We start from the raw sequence: 21467 nt of genomic DNA on the forward strand, positions 1-21467 counted from the left end.
TTCGGGCGATCGCACACAATCGTACTGAATACCCGAACCATTACAGAGTGTCACCTATGACTGTACTAGAACAGGGACAAATTACGATTCATACCGAGAATATCTTTCCCATTATCAAGAAGTCGCTCTACACCGACCATGAAATCTTCTTGCGGGAACTCGTCTCCAACGCCGTGGACGCCATCCAGAAGCTGAAGATGGTGTCCTACTCTGGGGAAGTTGATGGGGACGTGGGGGAACCAGAAATTACTATTTCCCTGGATAAAAATAACCAAACCCTCTCCGTTTCCGATAACGGAATTGGCATGACCGCTGAGGAGGTGAAAAAATATATTAACCAGGTAGCCTTCTCCAGCGCCGAAGAATTTATCCAGAAATACCAGAAAGACGCTGACCAGCAGATTATCGGTCACTTCGGTCTCGGCTTCTACTCCTGCTTCATGGTGGCAAAGAAAGTGGAGGTTGATACCCTCTCTTACCAAGCCGGTGCTGAGGCGGTACATTGGTCTTGTGATGGCTCTCCCCAATTTGAACTGTCAGAATCCTCTCGCCAACAACGGGGTACCACCGTCACTCTGACCCTGCAAGATGAAGAAGTCGAATATGTCGAACCCGCCCGGATTCGTCAACTGGTGAAGAAGTACTGCGACTTCATGCCTGTACCGATTAAGCTCGATGGCGAGGAACTGAATCAGCATAAGGCACTGTGGAAACAATCACCACAAAACCTGAGCGATGAGGATTATTTAGAATTTTATCGCTATCTGTATCCGTTTCAGGAAGAGCCGCTGCTATGGGTGCATCTGAAGACCGATTATCCTTTCTTGTTGAATGGAATTCTCTATTTTCCCAAACTCAAACCCGATGTGGATGTGACCAAGGGTCATATTAAACTGTTCTGTAATCAGGTGTTTGTCAGCGACAACTGTGAAGAAGTGATTCCTAACTTCTTGATGCCACTGCGGGGGGTGATAGATAGTCCCGACATTCCCATCAATGTCTCCCGTTCCGCCCTCACCAATGACCGGACAGTGCGCCGGATTGCCGATTTTATTGCCAAGAAAATTGCTGACCGTCTGAATCAGCTTTACACGGAACAACGGCAAGACTATATCCGCTGCTGGCAAGATGTGGGGACGTTTGTCAAGTTTGGTGCCCTGAATAACGACAAGTTCAAGAAACAAGTCGAGGATATTATTCTCTATCGCACCACTTATGAACCCCCTCAGGGTGAAGAATCGGGAAGCGCAGCGGCTGAAGTTGAGGTTCAATCTCAAGCTGGGGATGTTTGGCAGGATGTCTCTGCTGGGGCGTCTTTGAATCAAGATGAACAGGGACGGATTTATACTACGCTGAAAGAGTATTTAGACCGCAACAAAACCCAGCACGAAAACCACGTCTTCTACTGCACCGACGAAGCCGCCCAAGCCACTTACGTGGAACTGCATAAGAATCAGGGATTGGAAGTCCTGTTTATGGACTCGTTTATTGACACCCATTTTATTAGTTTCCTGGAACAAGAATATTCCGATGTCAAGTTCTCCCGGGTAGATTCGGAGTTAGATAATACCTTGGTTGACCAAGACAAGGCGGCGGATATTGTTGACCCCAAAACCAATAAAACCCGCAGCGAACTGATTAAGGAGTTATTTGAGAAAGCGATAAACAAGCCCAAGGTGAATGTGAAAACCCAGGCGCTGAAATCCGATGACCCCCAAGGAACACCCCCAGCCATGGTACTGCTACCGGAAGCCCTGCGGCGGTTGCAAGATATGACCGCCCTGATGCAGCAGCAAGCGGTGCAGTTTCCTGAGGAACATATTTTAGTGGTGAATACGGCACATCCCTTGATTGAGAACTTAGTGGAGATTAGTCAGGGGACTATTGTCCAAGGCGTGGGTCAATCCCCCAGTGGGGAATTAGCCAACCTGATTTGTCAGCATGTCTACGACTTGGCGCTGATGGCACAAAAAGGCTTTGACGCGAAAGGAATGAAGTCCTTTGTGGAACGGTCGAATCAGGTACTGACTCGGTTGACCAATCGGTAGGCTGGGTTCCAGTCGGGGCGGGTTTAGTTACTTAGGGTTGCAACCGAAAAGATAGTAGTGAAACCCGCCCCTACATCACACTCAGGTTGCGCCACATCCGACACCCCACACCCGACACCCGACACCCCACACCCGACACCCCACACCCTGTTCCCTGACCAAGATATGATGGAATACGGACTATAACTAAAGGCACATTATGTCACGCAAATGTCAACTAACGGGAAAGAAGGCAAATAACGCCTATGCCATCTCCCACTCTCACCGCCGCACCAAAAAATTGCAGCAAGCCAACTTACAATCGAAGCGAGTCTGGTGGCAAGAAGGCAATCGCTGGGTGAAACTGAAACTTTCGACAAAGGCAATTAAGACGCTGGAGAAGAAGGGATTACAGGCGATGGCAAAGGAAGCAGGGATTAATCTCCATCATTATTAAATTCCCGTGGGGAAGGTGGGGAAGATGAGAAAGATAGAGTATTGTGTAGGGGCGGGTTTGACCATTATCGTTTCTTTCCTCACCCAGATGCAACTAAACCCGCCCCGATCAAATGTGAAGTAAGCCGAGAATTCCTTCCCCTAAAGCTAACATCACCCCATCACCCCATCACCCTTAACCAAGGACAAAGGACAAATACCCAACAGGATGATCACTTTTCTCGCCAAAGTGGGTAAGCTAGGCTTAGTAACTCACCGATGATGACAGAGTGTACCCTAGGATACAATCTGATTAAGGCAGGGTGATCGGTGAGAACTGCGTCTGAAATAGGTCAAATAATTCTATCGCCAGAGGGAACTTGCCCCCAGAGCTTTTGTCTCATAATACAAGGGAGGCTCGTCCCCATCCGGACATACTATTAAAGTCTTGCTATTGCTTATCATCAAAATCACCCAGACGGAACGCCCTGAGAAGCGTTGTTGTTCGGTTTAACTATCTATCCTCTTGAGAGGAAATCACCATGTCAATCCCGAAAAAGCTAGCCAAGGTTATTCAAAAACTCTATCGGCAACTCCTAAAACTATCGAGAACCCTGACTAAAGGGGTCATGACCTGGCTATTGCGAAGGTTGATGGTATTGCGCCATCGCTCTGGCTTAGCGGGGGCGGGATTTATCCTACCTACGGTAACCATGGTGATTTTGGTGGTGATCCTACTCACTACCGCGATCGTATTTCGCTCCTTTGACCGAGCCAAAAATGCTCGGAACTACCGGGTGGATGAAGCGGTAATGGCATCGGCTGCGCCAGCGATTGATCGGGCAAAGCAGAAACTGGATATCTTGTTTGAAGATCCACGACTGCCTCGGGCAACCCCGTCGGATGACGCGCTTTACAATTTGCTCAAGAATGATGATGATAAATTTACCTTCCCCGATGAACAGCGGCTGCGCTTGGCTTATGACATTACTGGGGGTGGCATCACACAAGAAGAAAAAGCTGATTTCTTAGAAGCAGGGGAAACGATATCAACAGCTTGGCGATTTCCTGTAGATACCGATGGTGATGGAGAGTACGATAGCTTGACTCTCTACAGCCTCGTCTTCCGTAGCCCAGCTCGTGACCGCGACACAGGTGCGTTTGCAGTCGCCAGAAGCCCCTTAGATGCCCGAACTCCTCCGATGGATGACGGTTTTGCTAACCCAAGTTGCGCGGGCGCTCTTAGCACCAGTGCTAAGTTAGTCAGTCAAGCGGGTTGGTATAAATCTGGCTCAAAGTTGAAGAAGAGCTTCTTTGTTTACACCGCGACAGTACCGATTGAGAAGGTAGGGGAGTTAGGTTTAGAGACTAATGATTTTGAGTTTCAAGAACAAGCACCGGGGACGTCTGGTTTCTCTGCCCTAGAGTATCAACAAGACCGGGCGCGAATTCCTTTATCGAATAATGCCGTTGTCTTTGAAGATGACTTAGCCGTGGTGGCTGGGAGTGCGCTACAACTCAATGGGCGGATGATCACCAATGGTAACTTGTTTACCACAACCACAAAATCGGGTCATATTGAGCTTTACCAGGTGAGTGCGCCAGAGTCTTGTTTTTATGACGAAGAAAACAGCAAAATTGCCGTAGGCGGTCACTTGGTTAACGCGGAACCTTTGGCAGAGAATTATAGCTCAACCAGAGCGGTTAAAGTTCATTTATATGATGAAAATCGCGGGGGTACAAAAGCCCCTGTAGAAGATTTAAAAAATGACCAAAACCAATCAACGACCCACTCATCACCCCGAGAGGTTCTCTATAACAGCCAAGCCTTCACGCGGCGGGTGAATAATTTGGTCACGACTTGGATCGGAAACAACGATGCTGGTAGTGAGGGTTATAACAATAGTGACCCGGTCAGCGTCAAAGACCTCGTGAGGGAAGAGGAGCAAGACAAAGCCACAGCACGGGAGAAAGCCTTATTTGCTTACTTTAAAGACCGAACCCGACGAGTACCCTTTGTCGAAGTTCCCCTAGGACAAGAAAATGATGATGCCCTCCTCGATCCTGTGGGTGCAGGTGATAATCTACGTCCGCCCGATCAATGGAGCTACCCTTACAAGCCCGATGATGGTACGACTCATGCCGGTTATTCGTTGGTGGAGCTGAAAACTGCCGGAGATAAAGTTAAACCACCAGCAACGGAACCCGACACCCTGGAACAAGATGAGCAGGAAAACTATATCGGCGATCGCATCTTGGTGGGCAATAATCTGCCATTGGTTGTGTATGACTCGGACGCTGGGGAGGTAGAAGAGCAGGCGATTGAAGAAACAGTCTGGGATAAAGATGAAATTGGAGCAGACGATACCCGGGTTCGCTTCTCTCAAATCCAATCCCTGGCGGATGTGGGTGACACCGAACGGAATGGTTTCTGGGAAAAAGCAGCCGCAGAGGAACCCGATAATAATCTTGACCCAGTCGGAGGCTTGCGGATTATCACGGGTGCTGGTGTCTATGAGCGGAAAAACTCATTCTTGCCGCCGCCGAGATATGATGATCCCAAAACACCAGAGATTGAGGAAAATCTAACCTACGATGATCCGACAACCAGTGCCATAGAAGAATTCCCAATTGTTTGGCCCGATACGATGCCTATGTCGCCGGCAGTGGGATTGAAGGTTTATGACAATACCAATCAAGAGTGGGATCAAACCCCCTTACCGCCACTAGGCACTGACCCAAATCAAGTTGATCTATCGGATAATAATCTTTATGATCCGACTACCGTAAGAGGGAGTTTCACTCCCCTTGTTACCATTGACCCCAGCACCCGAAGATATGCCAAAGGCGACTTACGGATGAGGGCAACGGCTGTTTACCACTACGCCCAAGACATTTACGAAGGCGACGACACAGAGCAAAAACCGATTGCTTGTATCAGCAGCTACTACGACCCAACCAACGTCACCACTGCCAGAAATCCTGACGGCTTGCCTGATGTCAGTGGTCAGTTAGATCTGGGTAACCGTAAGTTTGGTAAATCAAATAATGGGGTTAGCTATCCGCCTCCAACGAAAACCGCTAATGCCGAGGCAGTAAGTCCAGATGGCAAAGGCTTACTCAGTGGGATAGATCGGACAGAAAACTACGCAGCCGGTCGCATCAATGAATACCTAGCCTACCAAGCCAATATCGTCTTTCCCAACGGGCGTTTTGTCAATGAAAACTTGCGTAAAGCTCTGCAAAAACAGAAGGATGATCGAACCTTGGCGGATCAAGCCGCCATTGATTCCACTATCTGCGCTTTGCAAATATTAGATGGCACACTAAAGCTTGATGTTGATGAAAGTAGGATTCCCCACGGAGCGATCGCAGAAGTGGCATTCCTCGATGCCCGACAGGTACAAGCCATTGATGCGGATGATCGAGAAACAACGACAGTAGAATCAGTCGCTAACTTAACGGGCAATTACGATCTGAGCATAGAAGAACGCCATCCCCTAGAAGTACGGGCAACCAAGATTGATTTAGATAAGCTGCGCCGACAGAGTATTGACTTTCAAGGCGGGATCAACGGACCTGAACCCGAATATTTGCTGCCCAATAGCGGCATTATCTATGCCTCACGGGATGATGCTTTGGCTGATTTAAGTACCCTACTGCCCGATATATCAACGGATAGGGAGAATCAGCTAACGGGTGATGATGTAGATAACAAAACTGCAGCCCAGCGAGAAAGCGCCGTAGACTACAAACTCGACCCCACCCGTCGTCCCACTGGAATTCTGCTATACAACGGTGCAGAACTATCCCGCAATGATGACGATACATTCCGGGAAGAAGAAAAAGGTCTCACCTTAGCCACGAACCTACCTGCCTATCTCTGGGCTTGGTCGGATCGAAATAACAATGGCATAGTCGATGATCAGGGTAGATTGGCACCGGTATTTAATCCTCACACCAAAGAAGAGTTTGATGTTGATGACATTAATCTCAATCCAGATGACTGGGGAGACGATTTTTACAAGCGCAGTGAGCTTGATGTAAACTTCGCTTGTCGCCCTAACGATCCGAGATTGCCCAAATGTACCACAGGAGATACATGGCGACAGGTGGCAGTGATTGCGGACTCAATGACACTACTGTCTAAGGATTTCCGGTTCGGCTTCCGCAATGAGGGAGACTATGAACTGGTCAACAGTAATGTCGGCAATCAAAGCATTATCAATAATCGCCTCCGCAATGGCTTTTATACCAACACCTACGCCACCAACGGTCTTTCTAGCTTTAATCGGGATGTATTTGATTGGGGCTTATTCTCGGATACAACCTACTCTAATGAGAATGCCAATCCCCCTGCTAATAGCAGCAGTTCCTACTTCAACAACTTCGTCACTCCAGTTCAGCGGCGCATAGATGATTTCCCCGAATATGCGATGGAAATCTGTCGCAAGTTCCCGGTTTCTGAGTGTCAGCCGAGTGACTGGGTGATTGGTTATGACGTGAATGGGGATGGGGATTTAAATGATGATGAAGTGACTGTAAGTCTAGACCTAAATGGGGATGGCGATTCTAGTGATACAAACATTTTTGAGCGAGACGTGACAATTGATCAGTTGGGGAGAGTTGCTAGTTCTACTTCCCTTGATGCAGCAACTGTAGCCAACCTAGGAGCAGGCACAACAGCTCAATCGGCTTTGCAGGCAAGCGATCAACGTTATCCTCGCCGTGTGGCATTTGCCCGCACCTCTAACCATAATCTGGTACTTGATCCTACCAACCGTGTGGCTCAAGCCATCGGTGCGGTTTGCCCACTGGATAATAGCGGTAATGCTCCTAACGGTAACGGCTGTATATTTCCTGCTGTTCCCAATACGGCAGATAATGCCCTCTGGTTCGGAACCACAAACAACATAACAAATCCAGGGGGTACTCGCCTTCACAACAGAAACAATAAACCCCTGTATTACGAAACAAGCTGGGACAGCTATGGGCTACTTAAGCCGCGTGACAGCATCACACCTCTGGATGAAAACGAGCATTCCAAGTATGTGAGGAACAAGTTGTTCGTCCCCAAAATCTCTGTGGATAAAGCTTATACCGATGCCATTCCTAATTTGAGTGATCTGAATGATGGCGTTAAGCCTGTGACTGCATATACATTCTGTCTGGCAAAGGGATACAAGGAAATAGGAAGACCTGCTTCATCGCCAGGATCAGGATGTCCCGTTTTAAATAACCTCAATACTTTACGAGGTCAACTGGTGAATCTCGATCCTCTGGCTGCCAATGACGATGCCATCGTTAAACCTGATGGTTCACTTAGTCCGGCGGGTGGAACCCTGACTGCCCAAACGACTCCCCAGACTAATCCGGATTCACCTAAATCTGTCAATGTATTCGACTTGCCTGCGACTTTTGACGCTAACGCAAAGATTACCCTCAAGGGAACGGCTGACGCCATGTTTGTGCTTCGGGTCAATAGTGGAAATCTCACATTTGGTGATGGGGTTGAACTGGAGTTGCAGGGCGTTGACCCTAACCAGATTTTCTGGGTGGTCAAGAGTGGCAAACTGACTTTTGGAAAAGGTGTGCAGTTGGCTGGGAACTTTATCGGTCGGAGTCTGGCAGCGAATAATATTGAATATGAGGCTGCACCGGATGCTCCGCAAATTATTGGCGGTCGTTTCCTCGGATTTAACAAAATTGATGTAACTGGAGGCACTGATCCATTCGTCCCCTTCCCAATCTCCGCTGAAACTGAAATGACCAGTCAGGATCAGCCGCTCCTGGTTCCCGTCTTAAACCTGCATCAACCGATCGCCCAACAAGCAGACTGGAATGGAGCGACAGTTAACGCAGAAGTAGAAAAATCCCAATGGCTACCGCCAGCAACAGAAACAACAGCGAACTTAATCGCCGCTGTCGGCAATACCCCACCACGTCCTGGTGAACCAGATGGGGGTATTGCTAGCTTTATCCGCTTCCTAGAAGATTGGGAGGGTATAAACCTTTCCATTAGTGGTTCCTTGATGGAATTTGAGCGCAGTAGCTTGGCAACGGGTCCATTCCAGCCCTTCCTGGATAATGGAACATTTTTCGACAAGAAGAGAGGAATTTTTGATTTCCCCCAGAAATACGCCACCGGCAACTCGGAAGGGAAAATAAATTACAGCTTGCCCCCCAATCGGCGATTTGGATATGATGTTGGCTTACTCAGCCAAATCCCGGACTTGTTTAGCAGTCGTTTCACCACACCCCCGGCGGGAGATCCGGATGAATTCTTCCAGGAAGTCCAGCGCGATGATCCGTGGATAGAAACCTTGTTGTGTGGGACAGTGATTGGTAATGATAAACCAGCTATCAATGAAAGGCTACGTGAGCAACACGGTTGTTCTGAACCGCCCTACTCCTAATAAATAACACCCGAGGCGAAAATCAAGCATTGGGGAATCAACCATGAACCAGCACAAACAACGACAACCTGCAAACCCATCAACCCAGTCTGGCTTTACCATCATTGAATCGTTAATCGCGATTATTGTGGTCACGATTTTGATGATTGGACTAGCACCGATCATCACAATGGCAGTCGCCAATCGGGTGCAAGCCAGACGGGTAGAACGGGCAACCCAAGCCGCGAGTTCCTACATTGATGGAGTCAACTCAGGAAACATCCCGTTTGTTCCTAACTCAGACAACGAACAGCTAAAGAACGCCTTTAGCGAGGGGAGTAATTTCAGTGAGGTTGATCCGCCGAGCCAGGGCAGTTTGAACTGTGCCCCCTCTGGATACTGCGCCTCCCCCCAACCCCAAGATTCCGTCTTGTACTGCGTGGATAACCCTGAGGATGGTGAAGAATGTACTGGCTATCAAGACTTCATTATCCAGGCGATTGGCAAAATTCCACCTCCACCAAACACAGGCATACGACGTTACACCAGCTATCGCTTGGGAGTGCGAGTTTACCGCGCCGATGCCTTTACCTCAGATTTTGTCGAAGGGTTCACCAACCAGGGAACCCAACTGAGTGCGACAGGCGGCATCGGTTTGAGTAAAACCCAAGCTCCACTTGCCCAGATTACCACTGAAATCGGAGTCGATAGTTCAACATTTCAGACAATCTGTGACGAAGCAAATATTGACTGCTAGGGTAGCACAGGCGTGGCAAAAAGGATCGGATATAGATCGATGAATTGACAAAGGGGAAGTTAAATGATAAATAGGCTCAAATTTATCCACAATTCTCAGCGAAAACGCTCTGGGTCAGCCCAAAAATCGGGCGGGTTTACGCTGATAGAACTCCTAGTGGCGATCATCTTAGCGGCTTTGGTGATCACCCCTTTGCTCGGGTTTATGATCAACATCCTTGCCACAGACCGCCGAGAGCAAGCCAAGGCAAAGACAGAACAAGATATTCAGTCTGCCCTAGACTACATGGCTCAGGATTTAGAGCAAGCCGTTTATATCTACGATGGGAAGGGTGTTGGAGAAATTGCAGATGAACTACCCAGTATAGATGATGCGACTCCAGTTTTAGTATTTTGGACAAGGAAATACTTACCCCAGACAATCCATAGAGATACGACGATTAACCGTAATAACCCAGTATGTCCAACTCCAGGCGAGAGAGCAGAGCCACCTGAATGTAATGATGCCTTTGTTTTTTCACTGGTGGCTTATTACCTGATTAAAGGGGAAGGTGATGATTCAGCTTGGTCTGATGCGGCAAGAATCGCTCGGTTTGAAATTCATGATGGCATTAGAAATCCTAACAATCCAACTAAACCAGATGACACTCCCAACTATCTAGATTTTGATGATGAACGATATGAAATAGATGCTGGATTTAAACTGTTTAATTTAGGGGAGGAGGGAACAACTGAAAAGGCAATGAACGCTTGGGAAAAAGGTGGCGACTATGATCTAACAAACAATCCACCTAGCGTTTTAATCGATTACATTGACCAAACTGATGATGACAATCTTGAGCCTGATGAAGACAAGTGCACATCGGTTCTAGGGATAGACAGTGACAGACTCACAGAAATTGAAGATAAAGGCACAACAAAAGAGCAGCTAAAAACACCAGTTGATGCAGATTTTACCAGCTTCTATGCTTGTGTAGACGTAGAAAACACAGTCGCCCATGTTGTCTTACGAGGAAATGCCCTAGCGCGAATTAAGCCAAATGCCGAGTACAGTGAAAACTCCCCCTACTTTCCCAGTGCAGAGAGAACCATTAAAGGACGAGGATTCTTGTTTAAACAATAGCGTTCACCTAAATCCGGTGTTATTTGATCAGAGCCAACTAAGGACATCATGAATAAATCAGCCTTATTCAACAATTGGAGAAAACAAGCAGTCCCCCCAACTCAGCCTCTGGGGAGGAAAGCCGCATCCCAGGCTCCAGATGACCCTGGATTCACGTTGCTAGAAATAATCGTCGTTGTCTTAATTATCGCCATTCTCAGTGCGATCGCGGCTCCAGGTTGGCTGGCTTTTGTCAACCGCCAACGGGTGTCAAAAGTGAATGACGTCCTCTTTAGTGCAATGCAAGACGCTCAGCAAGAAGCAAAACTCGACAATCTCAGCTACAGCGTTAGTGTTAGAACTGAAGGCGGTGAACACCAAATTGCTGTTTATCCCAGCGAGACAGAAGACGCTAACATACCCTGGAAGCCGCTGATAGAAGGGTTAGACGTCAAAGATGAACAAATCCGGCTGTGTTCTGATCTGGCGGGAACTAACGAAAAAGGGAGTCCTTCGTGTAGTTTTACAGATGAACAAACAATTACCTTCGATTATCGAGGCAATCTAGAGAATGTTGATGGTAAAGAACCAGAGATTGATAATGGTATTGGTATTACGGTGACGGCTCCCAACAGTGCGGGCGAACCCATGGAGGCTACAGCCCGTTGCGTTGTCGTAAAAACCTTAATCGGGTCAATGGAAATTGGTCAAGGGAAATACGACTCCACATCTAATCCCCAAGGTTGTCCGCTGTAGTGTAGGGTCTGTGTGTAAGTCCGATAAAATATAAGGAAAGATTCATTAAATTAACTTTTTTTACATTCCCCTGTTCATAGAAAAATTCTTGTCGCAAAATACCAAAAGGGAGTTGCCAGAGGAGCATCCAAATTTTAGGAGAGTTGTAGCCAATTATTGATCAGATTAGAGAGTAAAATGCTCTGATTACGGATATTGTTGTCACCTGGGAATGCTTCGGCTGCGGATAGGAACCCGCTCGCTCACCTTCTTGTGCGCCTAAGGACTGGAATGGACGCTACGCCGTCTAGAACCTCAGTCTGCGTCGTCGCTGTTGGGTGTCACAAGAGGTCAAAATTCATGTTCCCAGCGTAGTCGGCTACGTCTGTACAACGTCAAAAAAATAGATTCAGCCTAAAAGCGAGTTGCTCAATCGTAGCACGGAACTTCCGACACGTTAATTCGATAATGGTGAATTTACCATGCTACACTCTCAACAATTAACCCAAAAACCCGTTCCTAGCGCCACGGCGGGACATACGATCCTAGAAGTGATTATAGTCCTAGTCATGGTCGGGATACTAAGTGCGATCGCGGCTCCGGGTTGGCTGGGCTTTGCTAATGTACAACACTTGAATAAAGCCCGCGATCAAGTTTACTGGGCAATGCAAGAGGCGAACAGTCATGCTAAACGTGATAAAATGACCTGGCAAGTGAGTTTTCGCAAAAACCCAGAGGATGCCTTTCAGTTCGCCATTCATCAGGCTGATCCTCACCAATTCATCCCCGCGTCAGTACTCAATACCAATGGGCTATGGCACAATTTTGATCCGAATGTGGTGATTGACGAAAGTAAAAATGATCGAGGTAAATATGAAACCAGCTTGGTTAAAGATGGTTCATCACCCTATTGGCGAGTTCAGTTCAATTACCAGGGTTGTCCTGTGCGTACACCTGACGATAAGTGTGGACAAACCTCACTCAGGGCTTTAGGGCGGCTGACTCTACGGGGCAAAAATGGGGGCGACGCCAAACGTTGTGTGATTGTTTCTACACTACTGGGAAAATTGCGAAAAGGACATGAGCATGAGCAACCGGATAGTAGCGATAAGTATTGTTATTAGCTCGTTCCCAGGCTCCGCCGAATGTTCTTGGGGAGGCTTCGCCTCCCGTTAAAAGGGCGCACATTGGTGATGGAAAAGGGTACACGTCGGTTAGAAAACAGGGCGCACGTCACTCATCCGTGTCAACTTAAGCCACAACCCCCTCTCCCCTAGCCCCTCTCCCACCAGGGGAGAGGGAAGCAAGAAAGATTTGTATGGATATTAATTCTCTGCTACAACCCTATCAACGTTTTGGTGTCCATCTGGGCTTAGAACGCATCCAGCGACTTCTGGCGGCGTTGGGGAATCCCCATCAGCGTATCCCGATGATTCATGTGGCGGGAACCAATGGGAAAGGTTCCGTGTGCGCCTATCTTTCCTCGGTTCTCACTGAAGCGGGTTATCGGGTTGGACGCTATACATCTCCTCATTTAATCGATTGGACAGAACGAATCTGTATCAATCAACACCCCATTTCTACTGCAGAACTGGTAAGCTTGCTGGAACAAGTTCAAGCGGCGATTCCCCCAAATACGGAAGATTCCCCGACGCAGTTTGAAGTGATTACGGCGGCGGCTTGGTTATATTTTGCTCAACAACAAGTGGATATAGCGGTGATTGAGGTGGGGTTAGGGGGACGTCTGGATGCGACGAATGTCTGTGATCAGCCTTTGGCGACGATTATTACTTCAATTAGTCGGGAACATTGGCAGGTTTTGGGTTCGACGCTGAGTCAAATTGCTACAGAGAAAGCGGGTATTCTCAAAACCAATTGTCCGGCGATTATCGCCCCTCTTCCCGCAGAAGCGAAAGCTGTTGTTCAATCTCGGATTGAGCAGTTAAATTGTCCGGTAACCTGGGTAGAACCTGCCCAGAAAGTCAACAGGCAAACTGTAGTCAGGGCGGGTTTTGAACCAAGGTTATCATCAATCGCGACACCCAAGTCCCTAAACCCGCCCCTACATCAAAATGCAGACGCGCCGTTATGGGCGAGTTATGCGGGAATAATTTATCCATTGTCGTTGCTGGGGGAGATTCAGTTAACCAATTCTGCTGTAGCGATCGCGACTTTTCAATCCCTAGTTAACCAAGGCTGGCATATCCCAGAGTCTGCTATTGTTTCGGGGATGGCAAAGACGCAATGGTTGGGACGCCTACAATGGACTGAATGGAAGAATTATCGCCTATTGGTGGATGGCGCTCATAATCCGGCGGCGGCGACAGGTTTGCGTCAATATGTAGATACGCTGAATACGCCTGTAACCTGGGTAATGGGAATCCTCTCAACTAAAGAGCATGAGGGGATTTTTCAGGCATTACTTCGAGGAGGCGATCGCGTTTACCTGGTTCCTGTGCCTGATCATAGCTCAGCCGAACCGGAAGAATTGAGTGCGATCGCGCGATCGGTTTGTCCCACTCTTACCCATTGTCATACTTATCCTAACTTAGAAGCTGGACTGCAAGCGGCGACAACCACGGCTGCTGATTCTACCCTTATCCTGTGCGGTTCTCTTTATCTGGTGGGTTATTTTCTTGGTTTGTAGTTGCGCTTTAGCGCCGATATAATTTTGAGGTTAGTCCCTACGTTGGAGCGATGATAGGCTAAAGCCCTTACTACAAACTACAAACTACAAACTATCCCACATCTGGGCTGCGCGATCGGTTTGTCCCACTCTTACCCATTGTCATACTTATCCTAACTTAGAAGCTGGACTGCAAGCGGCGACAACCACGGCTGCTGATTCGACAATTGTCCTGTGTGGTTCTCTTTATCTGGTAGGTTACTTCCTCGGTTCGTAGGTTTGTAGTTGCGCTTCAGCGCCGGTATAATTTTGAGGTTAGTGCTTACGTTGAAGCGATGAAGGGCTAAAGCCCTTACTACAAACTATCCCACATCTGGGCAGCATCAGCTACCGCTTGTTCTACCTCCTTTTCTCCTAACATTGCTGCTTGTAAGTTCTCATAAATTGCGGCTTGCAACTTATTTAAATCCTTCATCGCGGGTACTAATACCTCCGCCTCTGTTAACTGATTGGCACTAATCGCCCGTGCTTGTTCTACAGGAGAAGCATTCGGATTACTTGACAATTGCGCTTGATATTGTTCCACTGCTGCAATGGTTGACGGTAAAACATTTGCGGCTTGAGCAAACGCCAACTGATTCTCGGTATTTGTCACAAATAGAGCAAAGTTTACGGCGTCTTCTGGGATATTTGTATCCCGTGGAATGACTAAATTCATTACCGCCACATTCTTTTTCCCGGTTTCCCCGGTAATTTGAGGGGATGTCGCTGATACTTTGGCAATGTCGGGGGCGTTGGTTTCAATGGTTTTTAAGAATTCCGCACCGGATGCTAGTAATGCTGTCTCTCCCCCTTGATATAATTCAATCGCATTTCGATGTCCTTGGGTGAGAACTTCTCGTGGTAAGAGTCCTTTTTGATACAAGTCTACCCAATACTTAAAGGCGGCAATTCCTTCAGGCGTATTAAAGGCGGCTTTTCCTTCTGCATCGACTAACTGCACACCCATCTGTACGAAAGATTCCAGCACTTCACTGGAATCATCGGGAACAAAGGTGACAAAAAAGGCATAGTTTCCTGTCTTATCTTTCACCTGTTGGGCAACCTCTGCCAGTTCAGTATAGGTTGTGGGCGGTTGACTAATTCCGGCTTGCTTAAGTAAATCTTGATTGTAGATCGTTACCCGTGTGGTTAGATACCAGGGGATACCAAAACTTTGATTATCAATCGTACTCGCTTGCCAGATTTTGGGTAAATATTGCTGGCGAATTTCATCAGGGATTGTCTCTTCTAACTCTAACCAAGCATTACGAGTGGCAAGCTGAGAGGCAAAGCTGGGATTTAAGTTAACCACATCCGGTGCTGTTTTTGCGGATACGGCGGTTAAGATTTTACGCTCCATTTCTGCCCAAGGGACATCCACCCAGCGCACGTTTACGTCTGGGTTGTCGGCTTCAAAGTCACCGATGACTTGATTAAAATACTCGGTAAACTGAGGCTGAAGCTGCATCGTCCAGAACTCTATTTCTCCAGCGGCTGAGGGGGCGGGAGCGGGGCTACAGCTTACCAGCCAACTTAACAGCCATCCCAACAGGGCAAATAGTCCAAATTGTTTCCAGGTTTTGATCCGAATCATATTGAGATATTACACCATTTTAAGACTCCCACATCATCCGCCAAGAACTCAAGTTCTTGGCTCAAAGCTTAAGTCCATTAAAATGGACTAAAATGCTTATTTGGTTATCAACCCGGTGGGCAGTGCCCACCCTACTCCTGGACATTAATTTTGTCATCTGAGTTAAGAGTTGTCGAAAAAAATTAATCCCTTGTTCCCTGTTTCCTGTTCCCTTCCCTCACTCATAACTTGATCCATCGGGTAATATTGCCCCGGTTAATGTCGCACCGCGTAGGTTCACCTGATCCATATTGGCATCGAGTAAAACGGTTTCTAGTAAAATTGCTTCAGTTAAATTAGACCAGCATAGTTTGGCGCGATATAAATTAGCTTTGCTAAGATTAGCACCTCGTAGGGTTGTCCAACAAATACTTACGCCTCTGAGTTTAGCCCCAATGAGTATCGCTCTGGTCAAGTTAACGCCATTAAGCCGAGCCTGACTTAAATCCACTTCAGTTAAGTCTGCCTGGGTAAAGTTAGCACCATGTAACAGGGCTTTGTTCAGATTTGCCTGTTTTAAGTTTGTTTCTAGGAGAATCGCATTCGTCAAATTCGCCTTTTCTAAATTGGCGCTAATTAATGTAGCATAAGAGAGATTGGTGCGACTGAGTGAAGCGTCTATCAATTTTGCCTGATTTAAGTTAGCTTCCCGCATGATTGCCTCACTGAGAATGGCTTCCGACAGATTGGCACGACTGAGATTAGCACCATTCAAGGTAGATGCTCGCAAACTGGCATTGATTAAGTTGGCTTGACTAAGATTAGCTTGGGTTAAGTTACTCGAAATTAGGTTCGCTTCGACCAAATCTGCGCCACGTAAGGTGGCGTGAGTGAGATTCGCTTCTCGAAAGTTGACAAGTTTGAGAGACGCCCCAGTCAGATTACTTTGGCTTAAGTCTGATCCTCGCAGGTTGGCATGAGTCAAATCAGCACCAATCAGGGAGGCGTTTCTAAGATTAACTCGTCTGAAGTCCCGTTCCCCTACTGCATATCGTCTCAGCAGTTCATCGGCATCCATAATCGTGTTTTGATTGCCTAGGTAGATGTGCATCAAAGGCATTAAGTCATCAAGTTTACCGTAAGGGATTCATGATTGGTGAGTCGTGAGTGATAATGAAGAAATTGTCCTGTAGATGGGGAGCGGGGGGAGCAGGGGGAGCGGGGGGAGCAGGGGGAGCGGGGGGAGCGGGGGGAGCAGGGGGAGCTGGGGGAGCGGGGGGAGCAGGGGGAGCTGGGGGAGCGGGGGGAGCAGGGGGAGCGGGGGGAGATGGGGGAGATGGGGGAGATGGGAGACAAAATTTCTATAGCCCATTACCCTATTCCCTATTCCCTATTCCCTGTTCCCTGTTCCCTGTTCCCTAACAAATGACAAATGACAAATGACATAAGACAAATAACGAAGGAAAGTAAGCCAATGTCAGACAACCGGAGAAGTCAAGTCGTTACCCAAGGTGTGCAGCGCTCGCCAAATCGTGCCATGCTTCGTGCTGTCGGTTTTAGCGATCGCGATTTTACTAAGCCGATTGTCGGGTTAGCGAATGGGTATAGTACAATCACGCCCTGTAATATGGGCATCAATGATTTAGCGCTAAGGGCAGAAGCCGGACTTAAACAAGCGGGGGCGATGCCGCAAGTCTTTGGTACTATTACGATTAGCGATGGTATCTCTATGGGAACCGAGGGGATGAAATATTCCCTGGTGTCGCGGGAAGTGATTGCCGACTCCATCGAAACCGTCTGTAATGGTCAAAGTATGGATGGGGTGCTGGCAATTGGTGGCTGTGATAAGAATATGCCTGGGGCGATGATTGCGATCGCGCGGCTGAATATTCCGGCTATTTTTGTCTATGGGGGGACGATTAAACCCGGACATCTGGATGGACAAGATTTAACTGTTGTCAGCGCCTTTGAAGCCGTGGGACAACATAGCGCGGGTAAGATTACAGAAGAACAACTGGTAGCCGTCGAACGAAACGCTTGTCCCGGTGCGGGTTCTTGTGGGGGGATGTTCACCGCCAATACTATGTCCTCGGCATTTGAAGCCATGGGGATGAGTTTACCCTATTCCTCGACGATGGCGGCGGAAGATGCCGAAAAAGCCGACAGTACAGAAAAATCGGCGTTTGTTCTGGTTGATGCGATTCGTCAGCAACTCCTACCTAAGCAGATATTAAGCCGCCAAGCGTTTGAAAATGCCATCTCGGTAATTATGGCAGTGGGTGGATCAACGAATGCGGTACTGCATTTACTGGCAATTGCGCGTGCGATCGGGGTAGAGTTAACTCTGGACGACTTTGAAAGCATTCGCGCCAGAGTTCCGGTGCTGTGTGATCTTAAACCCAGTGGCAGATATGTGACCACGAATTTACACCAGGTTGGCGGTATTCCTCAAGTGATGAAAATGCTGCTGGTTCATGATTTATTACACGGTGAGGCATTAACTATTACCGGGAAAACCGTGGCTGAAGTATTAGCCGATGTACCTGAGGAACCACCAGCCGATCAAGATGTGATTCGTTCCTGGGATAATCCCATGTATAGCCAAGGACATTTGGCGATTTTAAAAGGAAATTTGGCAACCGAAGGTGCGGTGGCGAAGATTACAGGCGTGAAAACCTCCCAAATCACAGGTTCTGCGCGTGTGTTTGAATCCGAGGAAGCCTGTTTGGATGCAATTTTGGCGGGTAAAATTCAGGCTGGAGATGTAATTGTGGTGCGTTATGAGGGACCAAAAGGGGGTCCGGGAATGCGGGAAATGCTAGCGCCAACCTCAGCAATTATTGGTGCAGGATTAGGGGATTCGGTAGGATTAATTACCGATGGTCGCTTTTCTGGTGGGACCTATGGTATGGTAGTCGGTCATGTTGCCCCAGAAGCCGCCGTTGGGGGTGCGATCGCGTTAGTCGAAGAGGGGGATTCGATTACGATTGATTCCCCAGCCCGATTATTACAGATCAATATATCTGATCAGGAACTCGAACAACGCCGCGCCAAGTGGGAACCGCCCAAACCCCGGTATACCAAAGGGGTGCTGGCGAAGTATGCCAAATTAGTGTCCTCAAGTAGTATGGGTGCGGTGACGGATTTGAATTTGTGATTCCTTGGGCAATGTAGAGACGTAGCATGCTACGTCTCTACAGTTAGCTGGTGGGTTGGTTAATTTTCTTTTTTCGCACATAATTGTTAAACTATGAAACAATTGTAATATTTTGTAGCGAGTTTGGGATTAGAAGCCCATTTAGCAGTAATAGATGATGGCAGATAGAACAACAACCAAAAATAAAAGCACTCAAGCACAGACACAACAAGCGCTAGCGAGACGAAATCGAAGTTCAACCGCGCTGGATGTTCAGCCTTTACCGAATAATCGTCCGATTGCGGCTAATGCGACTGAATCGAGTGATGAACTGATGGGCTATTTGGACTAATTCACTATTGGCTAGACATGAACACTACCGATTTCCTCACTGGAGATCGGTGTTTTTTCTGGGGGAGTTTTGGGGCGGGTTTAGTTGCATTTGGGTGCAACCGAAACGATAGTAGAAAAACCCGCCCCTACATCTAATACTATTCGGTTAAGGGAGAAGGGGGAAAACACACTCCCTTTACCCATTACCCTGGCAGTTTTTTGTATTAGTTAGGGGAACCCGCACCACCTGATAGAAAACTGACGAGCTTTTTGAGGGGAGGAAAACTTTCTTTCGTTCCTTGACTGGAAAAGCCAATAATTTTGGAGAACTCTTTCTCGGATAATTCACCAGATTGATATTGTGCAAACGCATCAACAACCCGAATTAAATCCTCTTTGGAAAACTCAAAACCCTGTTTGGCGGCAAACTTCACCACCACCGGGGCGTTATTCATGAGGGCTTGTGCTTCTGCGGCGTCGAGTTCTGAATAACTACTAATGTCTCCATCGCCCACACCGAGTAATGTTCCCAGTTGTTGTTGGAGTTGTTTATCTTCGGCGGTTTTCTGCATAAACTGTAAAACTTGGGGAACTGTCGTTGCTGGTTTTTCCACAGGAACCAATTGTCCATTAATTTTTTGGTAACGAGTTCCGCGATAGACAAACTCTAGAGTTTGTTTAATTGAGGGTAAACTTGCTGGTATCCCTTGATCAGACAAGCCCAGAACTTTAGCTAACTCCTGATCAGATAGTTCTCCGGATTTATATTGCACAAAGGCATCAACAACCGTTGTGAGTTGTTCAACGGAAAAGTCAAACCCATGTTGAGCCGCAAATTCTACCACTAACGGGGCGCGATCGCCGATTAACGCAGCGGCTTCTTGCTGATCCAATTCGGAATAGCTACTTATGTCGCCGTCACCGACTCCCAATAATGCTCCTAATTTTTGTTTAACTTCGGGATCGTCAGCCGTTTTCTGCATAAATTGCAGAACATTGGGTGTAGAATCCACCGATTCATGTACGGGGACTAGCTTGCCATTAATGCGTTTATAACGAGTCCCCCGATATACATAGTCTAATGTCTTGGTAATTGACGAGATACTTTCTTTTGTCCCTTTGTCGAGGTTAGATACACAAATAATCTTTGAGAAATCGTTAGCCGATATTTCGCCTGATTGATACTGTTGAAACGCATCTACCGTTGTTCTTAAGTCTTCAACGGAAAAATTAAACCCTTGTTGGGCGGCAAACTTGACAACTAAGGGGGCGCGATCGCCTGTCAAGGCTTCGGCTTCTTGAGAATCGAGTTCCATTTGACTACTGATATCCCCATCGCCAACCCCCAACACTGTCGCTAATTGTTGCTGTAAGCCCTGATCTTCCGATGTCTTTTGCATAAATTGCAGAACACTGGGCGTAGAATTAGTGGGTTGGATAACAGGAACGAGTTTCCCATTAATTCGTTGATAGCGAGTTCCCCGATAGACAAATTCTAATGTCTTTTTAATCGAGGGAATACTCTCTTTTGTTCCTTGATCGAGGTTGGATAATCCAATGCGTTGCGAGAACTCTGCTTCAGATAGTTCTCCTAACTGATATCGCCCAAACGCATCAACAACAGTTCTTAAATCGTCAACGGAAAAATTAAACCCCTGCTGGGCTGCTAACTTGACGACTAAAGGAGCGCGATCGCCCGTCAAGGCTTCGGCTTCTGCGGGGTCTAGTTCAAACTGACTACTAATATCGCCATCGCCAACCCCTAGCACTTCCCCTAGGTGTTGCTGTAGCTGTTCGTCTTCTGCGGTTCTCCGCATAAATTGCAAGGCTTTTGTGGTTGTCATCTCACTTATCCAGGTCGTCATTCTTATAAAGAGAAAATTTTACCTGAATTCCATCACTATTCAATAGCTTTTAACAACTCTTAAACCTATTGGATTATGGTTTTGTTGCTTTCCTGGCATAATGTTCATTGTGAACAGATTTAGAGTTTTCAATTGTTATTTTGGGGACGGTTGACAGAAGTGAAATGTTAACCCCTCCCTAGCCTTCCCCTACAAACAACCCACAATCGCACTTTACTTTTCCCCTAATCCCGTATCGGCTCTATGGCTGTCTGGGTGGGAGGTTGGCATCCAGGGAATCGAGAGGAGGCACTAAGCGTACCTACTACAAACGGCGCGATCGCGTTTTTACCCTTTGGTTATTTCCCCATCCCCATAATACAGAAGCCGATTCACTACTATTCAATAAAGAGCGATCGCACGCCTTGAAGTTAGAATAGAGTTCAACCTTTAAAGCAAGTAG

General features: G+C 47.4%; 15 protein-coding genes. 12 read left to right on the forward strand and 3 right to left on the reverse strand.

Annotation, left to right across the window (positions count from 1 at the left end):
- The first annotated feature begins 56 nt into the window (after positions 1–56).
- From htpG to RIB93_RS14040, 8 genes are all read left to right on the forward strand, one after another.
- Entirely contained in the window at positions 57–2048 is a 1992-nt protein-coding gene (gene htpG / locus RIB93_RS14005) for a molecular chaperone HtpG (RefSeq protein ID WP_446373369.1), read from the forward strand.
- A 199-nt stretch (positions 2049–2247) separates the two neighbouring features.
- Positions 2248–2484: a 50S ribosomal protein L28 gene (rpmB, locus tag RIB93_RS14010; RefSeq protein ID WP_446373370.1), complete on the forward strand. Its 237-nt coding sequence runs from the start codon at positions 2248–2250 to the stop codon at positions 2482–2484.
- Positions 2485–3004: 520 nt separating this feature from the next.
- A complete protein-coding gene (gene hpsA, locus RIB93_RS14015) occupies positions 3005–8878 on the forward strand; it encodes a hormogonium polysaccharide biosynthesis protein HpsA (protein WP_446373371.1) in 5874 nt (1957 codons plus the stop codon).
- 43 nt (positions 8879–8921) lie between these two features.
- Positions 8922–9614 carry a hormogonium polysaccharide secretion pseudopilin HpsB gene (gene hpsB / locus RIB93_RS14020; RefSeq protein ID WP_446373372.1) on the forward strand — a complete coding sequence of 231 codons (693 nt, stop codon included), beginning with the start codon at positions 8922–8924 and terminating at the stop codon, positions 9612–9614.
- A 63-nt stretch (positions 9615–9677) separates the two neighbouring features.
- The gene (gene hpsC, locus RIB93_RS14025; RefSeq protein ID WP_446373373.1) at positions 9678–10736 is read left to right on the forward strand and encodes a hormogonium polysaccharide secretion pseudopilin HpsC; all 1059 of its coding nucleotides are present in this window, start codon (positions 9678–9680) and stop codon (positions 10734–10736) included.
- A 48-nt stretch (positions 10737–10784) separates the two neighbouring features.
- Positions 10785–11471: a prepilin-type N-terminal cleavage/methylation domain-containing protein gene (locus tag RIB93_RS14030; RefSeq protein WP_446373374.1), complete on the forward strand. Its 687-nt coding sequence runs from the start codon at positions 10785–10787 to the stop codon at positions 11469–11471.
- Between the two features lie 461 nt (positions 11472–11932).
- Positions 11933–12574, forward strand: a complete 642-nt coding sequence (locus RIB93_RS14035) for a pilus assembly FimT family protein (RefSeq protein ID WP_446373375.1) — start codon at positions 11933–11935, stop codon at positions 12572–12574.
- Positions 12575–12768: 194 nt separating this feature from the next.
- Positions 12769–14097 carry a bifunctional folylpolyglutamate synthase/dihydrofolate synthase gene (locus RIB93_RS14040; RefSeq protein ID WP_446373376.1) on the forward strand — a complete coding sequence of 443 codons (1329 nt, stop codon included), beginning with the start codon at positions 12769–12771 and terminating at the stop codon, positions 14095–14097.
- 334 nt (positions 14098–14431) lie between these two features.
- Here RIB93_RS14040 and RIB93_RS14045 read toward each other — a convergent pair whose 3' ends face one another.
- Positions 14432–15712, reverse strand: coding sequence for an ABC transporter substrate-binding protein (locus RIB93_RS14045; RefSeq protein WP_446373377.1), 1281 nt, complete (start codon positions 15710–15712; stop codon positions 14432–14434).
- A gap of 217 nt (positions 15713–15929) precedes the next feature.
- Complete coding sequence (locus tag RIB93_RS14050) at positions 15930–16811, reverse strand: pentapeptide repeat-containing protein (protein WP_446373378.1); 882 nt, start codon at positions 16809–16811, stop codon at positions 15930–15932.
- 53 nt (positions 16812–16864) lie between these two features.
- Here RIB93_RS14050 and RIB93_RS14055 point away from each other — a divergent pair, with 53 nt between their 5' ends.
- From RIB93_RS14055 to RIB93_RS14065, 3 genes are all read left to right on the forward strand, one after another.
- A complete protein-coding gene (locus RIB93_RS14055) occupies positions 16865–17113 on the forward strand; it encodes a hypothetical protein (protein WP_446373379.1) in 249 nt (82 codons plus the stop codon).
- A 52-nt stretch (positions 17114–17165) separates the two neighbouring features.
- On the forward strand, positions 17166–18848 hold the full coding sequence (ilvD, locus tag RIB93_RS14060) for a dihydroxy-acid dehydratase (RefSeq protein ID WP_446373391.1): 1683 nt from the start codon (positions 17166–17168) through the stop codon (positions 18846–18848).
- A gap of 157 nt (positions 18849–19005) precedes the next feature.
- Positions 19006–19179: a hypothetical protein gene (locus RIB93_RS14065; RefSeq protein ID WP_446373380.1), complete on the forward strand. Its 174-nt coding sequence runs from the start codon at positions 19006–19008 to the stop codon at positions 19177–19179.
- A gap of 205 nt (positions 19180–19384) precedes the next feature.
- Here RIB93_RS14065 and RIB93_RS14070 read toward each other — a convergent pair whose 3' ends face one another.
- Positions 19385–21004, reverse strand: a complete 1620-nt coding sequence (locus tag RIB93_RS14070; RefSeq protein WP_446373381.1) for a Nif11-like leader peptide family natural product precursor — start codon at positions 21002–21004, stop codon at positions 19385–19387.
- A gap of 284 nt (positions 21005–21288) precedes the next feature.
- Here RIB93_RS14070 and RIB93_RS14075 point away from each other — a divergent pair, with 284 nt between their 5' ends.
- On the forward strand, positions 21289–21444 hold the full coding sequence (locus RIB93_RS14075; RefSeq protein ID WP_446373382.1) for a hypothetical protein: 156 nt from the start codon (positions 21289–21291) through the stop codon (positions 21442–21444).
- The last annotated feature ends 23 nt before the right edge of the window (positions 21445–21467 follow it).

This window comes from Coleofasciculus sp. D1-CHI-01 (assembly GCF_040218875.1).
GTDB lineage: Bacteria > Cyanobacteriota > Cyanobacteriia > Cyanobacteriales > Coleofasciculaceae > Coleofasciculus.

Coding starts and splice junctions, on each gene's coding strand:
- htpG (WP_446373369.1), top strand. CDS start 57: ATGACTGTACTAGAACAGGGACAAATTACGATTCATACCGAGAATATC.
- rpmB (WP_446373370.1), top strand. CDS start 2,248: ATGTCACGCAAATGTCAACTAACGGGAAAGAAGGCAAATAACGCCTAT.
- hpsA (WP_446373371.1), top strand. CDS start 3,005: ATGTCAATCCCGAAAAAGCTAGCCAAGGTTATTCAAAAACTCTATCGG.
- hpsB (WP_446373372.1), top strand. CDS start 8,922: ATGAACCAGCACAAACAACGACAACCTGCAAACCCATCAACCCAGTCT.
- hpsC (WP_446373373.1), top strand. CDS start 9,678: ATGATAAATAGGCTCAAATTTATCCACAATTCTCAGCGAAAACGCTCT.
- RIB93_RS14030 (WP_446373374.1), top strand. CDS start 10,785: ATGAATAAATCAGCCTTATTCAACAATTGGAGAAAACAAGCAGTCCCC.
- RIB93_RS14035 (WP_446373375.1), top strand. CDS start 11,933: ATGCTACACTCTCAACAATTAACCCAAAAACCCGTTCCTAGCGCCACG.
- RIB93_RS14040 (WP_446373376.1), top strand. CDS start 12,769: ATGGATATTAATTCTCTGCTACAACCCTATCAACGTTTTGGTGTCCAT.
- RIB93_RS14045 (WP_446373377.1), bottom strand. CDS start 15,712: ATGATTCGGATCAAAACCTGGAAACAATTTGGACTATTTGCCCTGTTG.
- RIB93_RS14050 (WP_446373378.1), bottom strand. CDS start 16,811: ATGCCTTTGATGCACATCTACCTAGGCAATCAAAACACGATTATGGAT.
- RIB93_RS14055 (WP_446373379.1), top strand. CDS start 16,865: ATGAAGAAATTGTCCTGTAGATGGGGAGCGGGGGGAGCAGGGGGAGCG.
- ilvD (WP_446373391.1), top strand. CDS start 17,166: ATGTCAGACAACCGGAGAAGTCAAGTCGTTACCCAAGGTGTGCAGCGC.
- RIB93_RS14065 (WP_446373380.1), top strand. CDS start 19,006: ATGGCAGATAGAACAACAACCAAAAATAAAAGCACTCAAGCACAGACA.
- RIB93_RS14070 (WP_446373381.1), bottom strand. CDS start 21,004: ATGACAACCACAAAAGCCTTGCAATTTATGCGGAGAACCGCAGAAGAC.